Origin of the sequence: Acinetobacter venetianus RAG-1 = CIP 110063 (assembly GCF_000368585.1) — a bacterium.
GTDB classification, from domain to species: Bacteria; Pseudomonadota; Gammaproteobacteria; order Pseudomonadales; family Moraxellaceae; genus Acinetobacter; species Acinetobacter venetianus.
The window spans coordinates 1,432,579-1,445,838 of the sequence record NZ_KB849558.1 but is presented as its reverse complement, the minus strand read 5'-3'; the positions used below and the strand labels follow the sequence as shown (position 1 = coordinate 1,445,838).

At 40.0% G+C, this 13,260-nt stretch carries 9 protein-coding genes and 1 pseudogene; 8 read left to right on the top strand and 2 right to left on the bottom strand.

Translation table 11 applies throughout. From position 1 onward, the window contains the following. Window positions 1-76: 76 nt before the first annotated feature. Window positions 77-2,716: a DNA mismatch repair protein MutS gene (mutS, locus tag F959_RS12370; RefSeq protein WP_004880631.1), complete on the bottom strand. Its 2,640-nt coding sequence runs from the start codon at window positions 2,714-2,716 to the stop codon at window positions 77-79. A gap of 440 nt (window positions 2,717-3,156) precedes the next feature. On the opposite strand from mutS, the gene F959_RS12365 reads away from it, so the two are divergent. Next, window positions 3,157-4,080, top strand: coding sequence for a LysR substrate-binding domain-containing protein (locus F959_RS12365; RefSeq protein ID WP_004880630.1), 924 nt, complete (start codon window positions 3,157-3,159; stop codon window positions 4,078-4,080). A gap of 71 nt (window positions 4,081-4,151) precedes the next feature. Here the strand turns inward: F959_RS12365 and F959_RS12360 are convergent, their stop codons facing one another. Further along, a complete protein-coding gene (locus tag F959_RS12360; protein WP_004880629.1) occupies window positions 4,152-5,792 on the bottom strand; it encodes a BCCT family transporter in 1,641 nt (546 codons plus the stop codon). 327 nt (window positions 5,793-6,119) lie between these two features. Between F959_RS12360 and F959_RS12355 the strand changes: the two genes are divergently transcribed. The 7 genes and pseudogenes from F959_RS12355 (at window position 6,120) to F959_RS12330 (ending at window position 13,176) form a co-directional block, all read left to right on the top strand. Further along, window positions 6,120-7,310, top strand: a complete 1,191-nt coding sequence (locus F959_RS12355) for an aromatic ring-hydroxylating oxygenase subunit alpha (protein ID WP_004880628.1) — start codon at window positions 6,120-6,122, stop codon at window positions 7,308-7,310. A 1-nt stretch (window position 7,311) separates the two neighbouring features. Continuing rightward, the gene (locus F959_RS12350; RefSeq protein WP_004880627.1) at window positions 7,312-8,742 is read left to right on the top strand and encodes an aldehyde dehydrogenase family protein; all 1,431 of its coding nucleotides are present in this window, start codon (window positions 7,312-7,314) and stop codon (window positions 8,740-8,742) included. 24 nt (window positions 8,743-8,766) lie between these two features. Then, window positions 8,767-8,928: pseudogene (locus F959_RS16940) on the top strand (rubredoxin); the annotation flags it as partial. Next, entirely contained in the window at window positions 8,917-10,125 is a 1,209-nt protein-coding gene (locus F959_RS12345; RefSeq protein WP_322782731.1) for an NAD(P)/FAD-dependent oxidoreductase, read from the top strand. The pseudogene F959_RS16940 and the gene F959_RS12345, both read left to right, overlap by 12 nt. A 12-nt stretch (window positions 10,126-10,137) precedes the next feature. Beyond that, window positions 10,138-11,454 carry an NAD(P)/FAD-dependent oxidoreductase gene (locus F959_RS12340; protein WP_004880624.1) on the top strand — a complete coding sequence of 439 codons (1,317 nt, stop codon included), beginning with the start codon at window positions 10,138-10,140 and terminating at the stop codon, window positions 11,452-11,454. Between the two features lie 13 nt (window positions 11,455-11,467). Beyond that, entirely contained in the window at window positions 11,468-11,821 is a 354-nt protein-coding gene (locus tag F959_RS12335; RefSeq protein WP_004880623.1) for a cupin domain-containing protein, read from the top strand. 176 nt (window positions 11,822-11,997) lie between these two features. Beyond that, window positions 11,998-13,176, top strand: a complete 1,179-nt coding sequence (locus tag F959_RS12330) for a hypothetical protein (protein WP_004880622.1) — start codon at window positions 11,998-12,000, stop codon at window positions 13,174-13,176. Window positions 13,177-13,260 lie beyond the last annotated feature (84 nt).

The following is a 13,260-nucleotide window of genomic DNA, read 5'->3' as shown; positions in this document are numbered from 1 at the left end:
TATTTATGTTCACTAAGAGTTAGCCTAGTCGAATTCAGAACAAGCCGAATACATCGACTTGTCCTAAAAATCAAATTTACGATTTTAGAGCAGCTTTTAATGAGTAAAGCTGTTCTAAGGCTTGGCGTGGTGTTAAATCATCGACATCAATTTGCTGCAATAATTCAAGAGCAGGTGATTGAGTCTCTATTTCAACTATTCGTTCAACAACTTGTGTTTCAATTTCATGTTCAACGGCACTGAATAAATCATTTTGAACACTATTCTGTAAATGCTGGTGTTGTTGCTTTTCTAGAATTTTTAACCGTTTCTGCGCCTCTTTAATAACATTGGCTGGAATACCTGCCAACTTAGCAACTTGCAAACCATGACTTTGACTTGCAGGTCCATGTTGAACTTTATGTAGCAGAATAAGATTGCCATTTAACTCTTGTGCAGTCACATGATAGTTATCAATTCCGGCTTCACTTCCAAGTTCTGTCAGTTCAAAATAATGCGTCGCAAATAGGCATAAGCACTTCACGCGTTTCGTCAGATCAACCACGCATGCCCAAGCTAAAGATAGACCGTCATAAGTACTAGTGCCACGACCAACTTCATCCATCAGTACTAGAGATTGACTGGTTGCATGATGAAGAATTTGAGAGGTTTCTGTCATCTCCACCATAAAAGTTGATTTACCTGTAGATAAATCATCGGCTGAACCAATACGAGTAAAGATTCGGTCAATTGAACCAAGCTTGGCTGATTTTGCAGGAACAAAGCTTCCGCAATAAGCAAGTAAACTGATCAATGCAGTTTGACGCATAAAGGTTGATTTACCGCCCATATTGGGGCCAGTAATAATCGCCATACGATGCTGACTATCTAAGAACGTATCATTTGGAGTAAATGGGGCTTTATTCAGAGCTTCAACTACAGGATGGCGACCTGCTTGAATCTTAATTCCTGTCTCTGGGGTGAATTCAGGTCTTGCCCAATTGTTAAGTCGAGCTTGATGTGCGAAGTTGGCTAATATGTCGATATTTGCAATAGCTGCGCTCATCATTTGTAAATGCGCAATATTTTGGCGTAACTCATCTAGAAGTGATTCAAATAAAAGTTTCTCACGGGCGAGGGCACGGGATTCACTTGAAAGCACTTTGTCTTCAAAACTTTTGAGTTCGGGTGTGATATAACGTTCAGCATTTTTAAGCGTTTGACGGCGTATATAGTCAGCAGGAGCTTGTTCGGCCTGTGCGCGAGTGAGTTCGATATAATAGCCACTGACACGGTTGTAACCGATTTTTAATGTATTAATTCCTGTACGTTCACGCTCTTTAATTTCTAGATCAATCAAGAATTGTCCAGCATGGTCACGAATTTTTCTTAATTCATCTAATTCGTCATCATAGCCTTCTGCAATTACATTGCCATCACGCAATAATACAGGTGGATTTTCAACAATTGCATCCATGAGATGTTGATGCAAACTCTTAAAATCACCTAATTCATGATCTAATTGCATCAAAAGCTTAGAGTTTTGCGTTTTTAATACAGGAGCTAAAGCGTGTCTTAAAAATGGAATTTGTGCACAGGCTTGGCGGAGTTGTACTAAGTCACGCGGACGGGCACTACCTAATGCAACTCGACTGAGTACACGTTCTATATCGCCGATTTCTTTAAGTACCAGACGGACTGGTGCTTCGTGATAACCTTTTAATAATTGTTCTGTGGCATCCAGTCGAGCATCTAAAATTGCGGTATCTCGAAGAGGTTGCATCAGTGTACGACTAAGCAAACGTCCACCCATCGCAGTCTGACAATCATTGATCAATTGAAATAATGACGTTCCATGTTCAAATAAAGGCTCGATAATTTCTAAATTACGACGAGTAATCGGATCAAGCGCAATAAAGTCGGTGCTTTGCTCAATCTGAATTGAACGAATATGTGGTAATGCCGTTTTTTGAGTTTCTTTGGCATAATGGATTAAAGCTGCCGCGGCTGCTTTTGCCAAAGGATAAGGGTCTAAACCAAAACCAGACAAAGTTGACACAGAGAGCTGATCACATAAGGTTTTTTGAGCATTATTTAAATTGAAATCAACATTTGGACGCTTAGTTACAGGGCAATCAAGATTTTTCTTAATTTGTTCAATAATATTTTGATCAACTAAATCTTCATCTATCAAGATTTCGCTCGGCATTAAACGAGCCAGTTCAATCGGAAGTTGCTCTGGTTTATAGTTTTGTTGTTGAACTTTAAAAATACCTGCACTGAGATCAAGCAGTGCAAAACCGATTTGATTTTGCTGAATGCAAAGTGCGACTAAGTTTGATGATTGATAACTCGTTAACAGAGCATCATCTGTGAGTGTTCCAGGTGTTAGGATACGAACAACTTTACGTTCAACTGGACCTTTCCCAGTCACTTCACCCACTTGTTCACAAATCGCAACGGTACGACCTGCTTTTACTAAACGAGCTAAGTAGCCTTCAGCAGCATGATAGGGAACACCAGCCATAGGGATAGGTTCACCATTTGCTTTACCACGATGAGTGAGAGTAATACCTAAAAGTTTTGCTGCTTGGTGTGCATCATCAAAGAATAATTCATAAAAATCACCCATACGATAGAACAATAATGCATGTGGATAATCCATTTTGACCGTGGTGTATTGCTGCATCATCGGCGTAAGAGATGAAAGATCAGCCATAACTGTGTCACTTTTCATGCGTGTTAAATCCTTAGGTATTGATGAAACTTGAAAGTATTTGGTTTATTAGAAAGCCAATACAAATAAAACAATGGGAAAGTATAACGATCTTGGTTGTCGTAAGTGAATCAACAAAATGAAAGCAGTTGTAATGCATTCCCAACTCGTAGCATCTTAACAAAACAAGGTTCATTCACAAAAAGGAATCCTAATAGAGCTGAATAAATAATCAGCAAAGTATTGAGTATATTTCCCAGTCCTAGTCGGATGAGTAAAACTCATTCAACTAATACTTTTTCTCACTTTTTATTACGAATCATTTATGACATTTTATAGAGAAAATAAAAATATTTTGATTCTTGGAAGAATTGTGCACTTTTAATGAGTTAACTCTTTAATTATTTAGGAAGTTTATCTTATCCCGTGATGGGGATATGTAGGACAAATTAGGAGTGTCCATGAAAATCAAACCATTGCCCCCAATGAATAGTCTTATTGTATTTGAGGCAGCTGCACGCCACCTCAGTTTTACCCGAGCTGCAAATGAGTTGAATGTTACTCAAGGTGCAATTAGTCGTCAGATCAGGCAATTAGAGGAATATTTAGGAAAGGAATTATTTGTTAGAGCGAACCGAAACATGTATTTAACACCGACAGGATTGCAATATTATCAAACGGTTTACAGTGCTTTGTTAGAGGTGGCTAAAGCAACTGGTGAAATAAAGAAATGGCAAGGAGAACATCAAGTCACAGTAGCAACATCAAATGCAATGGCTGCATTATGGTTACTTCCTAAAGTCACAGCCTTTCAACAGCAAGAAGGTATTGATCTACGAATTTTAGCAACGGACAATATTTTTGATTTGCATAAAATGGATTGTGACATTGCCTTGTTTTATTGTCGGGTACCACCTGTTGGGATGAACGTAACGACTTTATTTCCAGAAGAAGTATTTCCAGTCTGTAGTCCTAGTTATTTAGCACAGTTTGCTGAGAATGTAACAGCCGAGGAGCTTTTTGGTCGAACGCTGCTGTATTTAGATGACTCTCAAAAGGATTGGATTACTTGGTCTGAATGGTTTGAGTTAGTTAATTATCCTGAAGTGAAGCCAAAAAATAGAGTGAATATTAATAATTATCCGATGCTGCTTCAGGCAGCAATGAATGGTCAAGGTGTTGCGCTTGCTTGGGGATCACTGGTAGATGAATATTTAGATAATGGAACTTTAGTGAGACCTGTTGAAACAGTGTTACGAACACAGGCTAATTTTTGTATGCTAGAACCATCTGATAGAGGTGTCATTCCGTCAAGCGTAAAACAATTCAGAACATGGTTATTAGATCAGTTACCCGGTCAAGTCGGACAAAAGGGACTAGGCTAATAAAGCATTTATCATTTATAAATAAAAATAAAGGGATCAAATTGATCCCTTTATTTGTTTGTATCAACTAGTTATTTAGAGCAGTTATCTTTTTCTTTGCAGAACTCAGGACGAACATGTTCAGGCATCATCATCCATGGTTGCTGTTCACGACGTAAGCTTTTAAATAATGTCACACTCATGATGGCTAAAAAGATTGCGATTGGGAAACCTGCGATAATTGATGCTGCTTGAATTGCCTTTAAACCACCTGCATAGAGCAGTACGCCTGCAATAATTGCAATCAAAACGCCCCAAACAATCCGAATCTTAATTGGGGTATCTGTTGAACCTTCAGCATCCATGTAGCATAGAACATGTGTACCACAATCTGTTGAGGTGATCAGGAACGTTGCGAGTAAAAGACACGCGATAATACTAAGAATTTGTCCCAAGGTTCCATTATCAATATTATTAAACATCGTAAATAGCGCTCGTGTATTATCCTGTTGAGTCGCTTTTACAATAGGGCCACCTTCAAATTTAGGAACGGTTTTACCTGCTTCGACTAAAGCTGCGGTTTGTTTTTCGTAAGCATGGCGAGCATCCTGCTCAACTTTGAGTGCAGAGCCACCAACAACTGACATCCAAATTGCAGTTACCAATGTGGGTACTATCAATGCACCTGCAATCAGTTCTCGAATAGTACGGCCACGCGAAATACGTGCGATGAACATACCGACAAAAGGTCCCCATGTCATCCACCATGGCCAATAGAAAGCAGTCCACCAATTTTGCCAACCAGAATCTTTTTGAGTATCACTCCAAAGGCTCATGCTGATAATGTTTTGGGCATAATTACCTGTAGATTCCAGTAAGGTATTTAACAAGTAACGTGTTGGCCCAACGATCAACAAAATGGCAATTAATATAATTGCCAAGATCATATTGAGTTCAGACAATCTTTGCATACCACGATTGATACCAATGACAACCGAAACGGTTGCAATGCTGCATAAGATTGCAAGCATCACAAATTGTAAGCTGAGACTATTGGCGAAACCAAAGACTTGATTTAGACCAGAATTAATCTGTAATACACTCATGCTCAGTGATTGAGCTACACCGAAAGCGGTAATTGTGATTGTAAGAATGTCGACGGTATGACCAATTGGGCCATAAATACGATCACCAATAATAGGATAGAGAATCGAACGTAAGCTGAACGGTAAGCCCTTTCGATATGAAAAATAGGCCAGTGCTAAAGCCGTCATACAGAAAATAGCCCAAGGGTGTAAACCCCAATGGAAGAAAGTGATTTGCATTGCCATACTGGCAGATTCATCGCTTAAATTTGAGGTAAATGGATTGCTTGCGTAGTGCCACATTGGCTCAGCAGCAGACCAAAAAACTAAGCCAACACCCATACCGCCAGAAAAGAGCATTGAGATCCATCCGACAAAGCTAAATTCAGGTTTTTCATCATCTTTACCTAATCGGATATGACCAAAGCGGCTCATCATTAAGTAGAGGAGAACACCTAAAATGATGGTTAATAACCCAAGATAAAACCATTTGACATTTTGCAATAAAATGCCAGAAACCATCTCAAAAGCTTTTCCAGCTTGGTCGGCTTGTAGAGCACAAAAGAGAACAAAAGAAATTACTAATATTTTAGAAACGACAGTCACTGTCGGATTAAGTCCTTTAAAGACCCCTGTTGTAGCACGCATAACTCCTCCTTGGATTGCGTTGCAAGCGGCTTATATCAGTAAGCTGCTGTGTGCGAATAATACAGAGTAGTAATGACTAAGAAGTTTGCTCAACTGATTTATTCTCACTGATGTGTGAGTTTTAGTCATGGGTCTTTTTATTTTCTATGTTGGGAAAATAGAACATCCAAGATCATTTTGGAATGCATGATTAAAACTCATAGATGCCTAGCTAAAAAGTCGTTTGTCTGCTTGATCGATATTAAACAAAATCATTAAAGAAATAGCGTTGAATGCCAATCGTTACGCAGGGAGTGCTGCGTCATTTAGATACATGGAGATCATAAGATGAATAGTCGAGTTAGCCAGCAATTAATTACCATCCAGCAAGTCGATAATGTATTAAACCCGATTACAGAATCAAATGGTATGCCAAATATTGCTTATACCAGTGCTGATTATTTTAATTTTGAACGTGACAATATTCTAAGTAAAACATGGGTGTGTGTGGGTTTCTCTTCAGATCTAGTCAAAAACGGTTATATCAAGCCTATTGAATTTATGGGTTTGCCATTATTGATGATGCGTAACCGCGAGGGACAAGTTCAAGTATTTCATAATGTTTGTAGCCATAGAGGTATGCAACTTGTACATGAAGAAGGTGTGGTTGAGGGGGTTATCCGCTGCCCATACCATTCATGGAGTTATGATCTCAACGGTAATTTAAAAGGCACGCCCCATGTAGGTGGTATTGGTCAGCATAAAGACGAGCGCTTCAAATGCGAGAAGCATGGTTTACGTGCCTTACGTTCAGCAATTTGGATGGATATGGTCTTTGTCAATATTTCTGGCGATGCCCCATCTTTTGAAGAGCACATCGCGCCATTAGTGGAACGTTGGAAACCTTTTTGGGGTGAAAATGGCTTAGATCAAATCCGCCGTGTAAATATGGGTGGACATCTTGAAATTGAAGTGAAAAGTAACTGGAAGCTTACAGTAGAGAATTACTGTGAGGCGTATCACTTACCGTGGGTACATCCAGCATTAAATACTTATTCGAAACTTGAAGATCATTACAACATCATGTTTGAAGATCGTTTCGCAGGGCAAGGCAGTTATAAATATAACCTTTCGGATACAGCAGGCACACATTTGCCAAAATTCCCAAATTGGCCTGAAGATAAATTACGCCATGCAGAATATGTCGCGTTATTTCCAAATGTGTTGTTAGGGATTCAGGCTGATCATGTGTTTGCAATGATGATTGACCCAATTGCCCCTGAAAAAACAATTGAAAGATTGCGTCTTTACTTTGTAGGTGATGAGTCAACTAAAGACTTGTATGCAGCCTGCCGTACCGCAACGCTTGAATCGTGGCGTGTTGTATTTAGTGAAGATATTGGTGCAGTAGAAGGGATGCAGAAAGGTCGTCATTCTCCAGGATTTGGAGGTGGTGTGTTCTCTCCAGAAATGGATTTACCAACTCACTTCTTCCAAAAGTGGCTTGCAACACAGGCTAAAGTGGCTTTGGAGGCGTAACATGCAACATTACCTCAACTATGTTGATGGTCAGTGGCGGGATTCTTCCCGCCAATTGGAAGTCATCAATCCAGCAACGGCAAGTGTATTTGCTACAGTGGCTCAAGCGAGTATTGAAGATGCTGATGCAGCAATGCATGCTGCGCGTTGCTGTGTAAACAGTGGTCTATTAACGGACGTTCGCCCAGCTCAGCGTACCACTTGGATGTTAAAAGCCGCAGAAGCAATTCGTGAAATTGCTGAAGAGGGCGCTTTAATTCTTTGTCGAGAAAATGGAAAAAATTTAGCAACTGCGCGAGAGGAATTCGATGAAGCCGCTCGCTATTTTGAATATTACGCTGGTATGGCGGACAAGATCGAAGGGATCTCCGTTCCTTTAGGAAAGGACTATGTAGATTTCACTTCATATATTCCAATGGGTGTTTCAGTTCAAATTGTTCCGTGGAATTTCCCAGTTTCTATCTGTGCTCGTTCGCTTGCACCTGCTTTGGCTGCTGGTAATGCGGTTGTTATTAAATCGCCAGAAGTTTCTCCATTAGGCATGATTTTATTAATTCAAGCGATCGAGAAAGCAGGTTTTCCAAAAGGTGCAGTGAACTTGCTTTGTGGCAAAGGTTCTGAGGTGGGAAGCCATTTAGTCAAACACGCTGATACGAATCAAATTGTGTTTACAGGTTCTGTTCCGACTGGACAGCGAATTTTACGAGACGCCGCTGAGCGTGCGACGCCTTCTGTGATGGAATTAGGTGGTAAGTCTGCTGCAATTGCGTTTGCTGATGTTGATATTGAACAGTTATTGCGCAGTGTAAAAGTCGGTATTTTCTATAACGCGGGTCAAGTTTGTTCAGCAATGTCTCGTTTATTGGTACATCGTAGCCGATATGACGAAGTTAAAAATGCAGTCGTTGCTTTAGCCGAAAGTTTAAATGTTGGCATTGGCGAAGAAAATGCTGAACTTACACCCGTCGTTTCGAAAGATCAGCAGCAACAAATTCTTGCAATGATTGAAACAGCGCGTGAAGAAGGTGCTCAAATCTTAACAGGTGGTCAAGCTGCCCAACACGATGGATATTTTGTACTACCGACAATTATTGAAGCACAACCACACATGTCGATTGCTCAACAAGAAGTATTTGGGCCTGTCATGGTAATCATGCCATTCGAAGATGAGGATCAGGCTGTAGCGATTGCTAATGGAACGGATTTCGGTCTAGTTGCAGGTGTATTTGGTGAAAATCTTAACCAAAGTTTGCGTGTAGCTCAGCGATTGATTGCAGGGCAAGTTTTTATTAATGAGTGGTTTGCTGGTGGAATCGAAACGCCATTTGGTGGTGTAGGTTTGTCTGGCTTTGGTCGAGAGAAAGGGCAGGAAGCCATTTACAGTTATGTTCAAACCCGAAATATCGGGATTCGTTTGAAACATAACCGGTAGTCGTATCAAAAGGGAATAGGCAAGATGAAGAAGTGGTTATGCATTGTCTGTGGCTGGATTTATGATGAAGCGAAAGGCTGGCCAGCTGATGGAATTGCTCCGGGAACGAAGTGGGAAGATGTTCCTGAAGATTGGATGTGTCCAGATTGTCAGGTCGGTAAAGCTGACTTTGAGATGCTCGATATCACCGATATGGATATTGAAACAGCAGCGCAAGAGAATTCAGAGGAACATGTTGTTCAACCCGTGGTGATTATTGGCAGTGGACACGCTGGATATCAGCTCGCTTCGACATTACGTGCTCAATCTTCAGATTTGTCTATTACCGTATTTACGGCTGATGATGGAGCTTTATATAGCAAACCTGCTTTATCAAATGCATTAGCTTTGGGTAAAGACAGTGAGAGCTTGGTGCGCGAATCGGCATTGAGTTGGGAACAACGTCTTAATATTCGTGTTTATCCACACACTCAGGTTCTCGCAATTGATCGTGATCATAAAAAAATTCAAACCTCTATAGGGGAATATTCTTATGGTCATTTGGTGCTTGCAACAGGTGCGAACCCGATCAATATTCCTATAGATGGTGACACTGCACAGGTTCACAGTGTGAATGATCTCGCAGACTATCGTTTATTTCGAGAGAAATTAAAAGATAAACAGCATGTTACGATCTTAGGTGATGGGCTGATTGGTTGTGAGTTTGCAAATGATCTTGCTGCTCATGGAACTCGAGTGACAGTGGTTGGTCTAGGTCAATCCGCGATGGGACGTTTGATTCCACCACAACTTGGTCAAGCATTACAAAATGCACTCACTGAGATTGGCGTTGAATGGAAATTACAAAACAGTATTCGTTCTATTCATGCAAGAGGTGATCGTTATCAGTTGATTTTACAAGACGGTCAGCAGTTAGAAACTGACCTGATATTGAGTGCTGTAGGTTTACGACCAAACACTGCCTTAGCTCAATCCGCTGGTCTTGAAGTCAAACACGGCATCTGTACTGGACTTGATCATCGAACAAATGACCCTGCAATTTTTGCACTGGGTGATTGTGCAGAAGTTGATGGTATTTGGGCACCGTATATCAATCCAATCAATCAAGCACTTCCTGCTTTAGCAAATAGCCTATTAGGTAAACCAACAGATGCGGCATTAAAAGCAACGCCTGTGTTGGTAAAAACACCAATCTTACCGTTATCCGTATTACCAGCAGTTGGAGCGGGTGAATGGCGTATCGAACAATCTGACGATGAGTGGGCAGCAGCTTTTTACGATGTTACTGGGAAATTATCTGGTTTTGCTTTACTAGGCAAACAGTTACAGCATCAGCGTAGTCAATGGGTTGATAAGCTAAATATCACGCCAGCTATAGTTTAAGGGATGAAGAACATGATTGCTTTACCAAATGATGATAACAGCTGTGGTTGGTATGCTGCTTTAGCTCCAGCAGCACCTGTTAAAAAGTTAAAAGGTTCTCAAACAGCGGATTATGCAATTATCGGTGCTGGGTTTGCAGGTCTAGCAGCAGCGCGGAGATTGGCAGAATTAAAACCTGATGCACGTATTATTTTGATTGATGCTCAACGAGTTGCTGAAGGTGCATCGGGTCGTAACTCAGGGTTTGTGATTGATTTACCACATAAGTTTTCACTAGAGCATCCAGATGCAGCACATAAACAAAAACTATTGAGTTTGAATCGTGCGGCAATTTCACAATTACAAGGTTTAGTTGAACGTTTCAATATCGATTGCCAATGGTCTGCTGTCGGTAAATATCAAGGTGCAGTTGGTGAAAGAGGTGAGGCGCATCTTCAACACTTTGAACATCTCATGAAAGACTTAGGTGAACCGTATCGTTGGGTTGAAAAAGAGGAACTCAAAGGCGTACTTGGGACAGACTATTATAGTCGGGCAATTTTTACGCCGGGTTCTTATCTCATGCAGCCTGCTGCATTGGTAAGAGGTATGGGAGAAAATTTACCTGAAAATGTTGAGTTACTGGAGCAGTCTCCAATTCGACATTTAGAAAAACAAGATGGGAAATGGGTGCTAAAAGGTGATGAAGGTACTATCCAAACACCAAAATTATTATTAGGTACGAGTATTTTCACCAAAGAATTTGGTTATCTCAAAAATCGTTTATTACCCGTGATGACTTTTGCCAGTTGGACGCGTCCACTTTCAGATCTTGAAATGAAACATTATACAGGTCAGCTGAATTGGGGACTTACTCCAGCAGATCATGCTGGAACAACTTTACGTATGACAGCAGATCGAAGAATTCTGATTCGTAACACTTATAAGCATGTTCCAAAATATGGTGCCAATATTTCAGATGATATTCGCCGTGGAATACATGATGAACACCGAAAAGCATTTCTTGCGCGTTATCCAGAATTCGAGAGTGTACCGTTTACCCATACTTGGGGCGGGGTCTATGCGATTTCACGTAACTTTACCAACTTCTTTGGTGAGCTAGAGAATGGTGTCTATGCCAGTGCTTGCGATAACGGTGTTGGTGCTGCATGGGGCACGATTTCAGGGACTTTACTTGCTGATTTAGCTGTCGGAGCTGACTCTCAATCCTTGAGAGACATTCAATATGTGACTGGAATGCCAAGTTTAAATCCGCCTGAGCCTTTTCTAGGAATGGGCGTTAAGTTCCGTATTGCCTTAGCAAAATGGCAAAGCCGTAGTGAGTTGTAAGTAGGATACAAATATGAAAGAAGTTAAGTTAGTTGATAATAAAGAGCTTATTTTTAATTTACGAGGTGAGACGCCAACAGGAACAGCTTATGTGGCGAGAGCGATAGGCGCTGACGTTTCTCCAAATATGGGAATTGGTTTTGCTCGTTGGGAAGGTGCAGAAGTTTCTTGGACTTTGCTTTATGACGAAGTGGTTTTTGTAATTGAAGGCTGCTTTGAATTAACTGCAAATGGTCAAAAATATGAAGTTCATCCAGGTCAAATGCTATGGATACCTGAAGGTACAGAACTCATTTATGGCGGTCATGCATTATTTGGTTATGTCGTACATCCTGGTAATTGGAAAGAAATTCACGGTATTTCTTAATTTTTTTAATCATAAATTGATGCAGTGTGCAAGTTTTGCGTTGAATTAAATAGAAATTTGCACATAAACAACAACAAACACGAGTCAAAAATCTGCTGGAAAAGTTTTTGATACAACAGTGCAATAAGAAACAGGGCGAAGTTTCTTAATACTTTTATTTAAACAAGGAATTGTAAATGAATACAAAATTTTATCGTGATGTTGCAACGGGCTTATTTATCTTCAGTTTAGCGGCGCCTTCATTTGCTGGAATTACATTTGGGAATCCAAAAGCAGATACAGGAGCATTAACCGTTTCGGCAACTTTACGTGCTAAATATAATTATAAAGATTATGGCAAAGATATTGATCCCGATAATAGTATTAAGTTTGATGCTGCTATTTTAAATTTTGGGTATGAGTCACCTAAAGTTTTTGGTAGCGCTCAATGGCGCTGTTATCAATGGTCAGACCTATGTGATTTTTCAACCTTGGTTTCGGCTTATGCAGGCTATCGTTTAAATGAAACAGACAATATTACGTTAGGTTTACAACCCGTTCCATTTGGTCCCAGCCGTTTTTGGGATAGTAGTTTCTATGCAGGTATGAATTACACACTAGGTTTGCAAGATACCCTTAATCTTGGTGTTAATTATCATGCGGAGTTACCATCGGCTACCAAGTTTGACTTAGCCTATTTTGCACGAGATGGCGGTAACTATACTGGGACAGCAGATAACGATACAGCGCGTTATTCAGCAAATGCTGTGAAAACAGATGATCCAACGATGACGAGCCTTAAAGAAAAAAATATGTTTGTAGCTCGAGTAATACAAGATCTCGATTTTATAAACAATGATGATTTAAAAATGGCAGTTGGGGGAAGCTATTGGTATTCATCTATTGATAACAAGCGGAACAATCAAGATGGTAGTCGAAAAGCATGGTCTTTATTCAATACCATTAATTATCAGAATTTAGGGATTACACTTACTGGTGGGCAGCTCAAGATTGATAATAAAGATCCAATTTCGAACTACTCAACCTTTGGTTCATTTGATACTGAATACAATATTGCCAATAAAGGTCTGTTTTACTCAGTTGATGTCAATTATGCCTTTAAAAATGTGAGAGATAACTTAAACATTACGCCTTATCTCGTGCTAAGTGGTTTCAATAAAGACCAAAAAGGATATAAAGATTCACAACGTAATATCATAGGTGCGGCTTGGAACTATAAGAATATTGCTGTTTATACAGAATATGTCATGAGTAAAAATGATGTATTTATTGGCGGTAATGCTGATTCATTTGCAGCAGGTGATGACAATAAATGGAACAAGCTGGCAAATGTCATTTTTACCTATACGTTTTAAAGTACGCTTTTAATTTTTTAACCTTGTTCCATCAACAATTTTCAAGAGGTTTGACTGCCTCTTGAAAAATTTTAGGTAATGAAA

What these genes read in the sequence shown, in the direction of transcription:
- mutS (WP_004880631.1), bottom strand. Translation starts at nt 2,716, where the DNA reads ATGAAAAGTGACACAGTTATGGCTGATCTTTCATCTCTTACGCCGATG.
- F959_RS12365 (WP_004880630.1), top strand. Translation starts at nt 3,157, where the DNA reads ATGAAAATCAAACCATTGCCCCCAATGAATAGTCTTATTGTATTTGAG.
- F959_RS12360 (WP_004880629.1), bottom strand. Translation starts at nt 5,792, where the DNA reads ATGCGTGCTACAACAGGGGTCTTTAAAGGACTTAATCCGACAGTGACT.
- F959_RS12355 (WP_004880628.1), top strand. Translation starts at nt 6,120, where the DNA reads ATGAATAGTCGAGTTAGCCAGCAATTAATTACCATCCAGCAAGTCGAT.
- F959_RS12350 (WP_004880627.1), top strand. Translation starts at nt 7,312, where the DNA reads ATGCAACATTACCTCAACTATGTTGATGGTCAGTGGCGGGATTCTTCC.
- F959_RS12345 (WP_322782731.1), top strand. Translation starts at nt 8,917, where the DNA reads ATGCTCGATATCACCGATATGGATATTGAAACAGCAGCGCAAGAGAAT.
- F959_RS12340 (WP_004880624.1), top strand. Translation starts at nt 10,138, where the DNA reads ATGATTGCTTTACCAAATGATGATAACAGCTGTGGTTGGTATGCTGCT.
- F959_RS12335 (WP_004880623.1), top strand. Translation starts at nt 11,468, where the DNA reads ATGAAAGAAGTTAAGTTAGTTGATAATAAAGAGCTTATTTTTAATTTA.
- F959_RS12330 (WP_004880622.1), top strand. Translation starts at nt 11,998, where the DNA reads ATGAATACAAAATTTTATCGTGATGTTGCAACGGGCTTATTTATCTTC.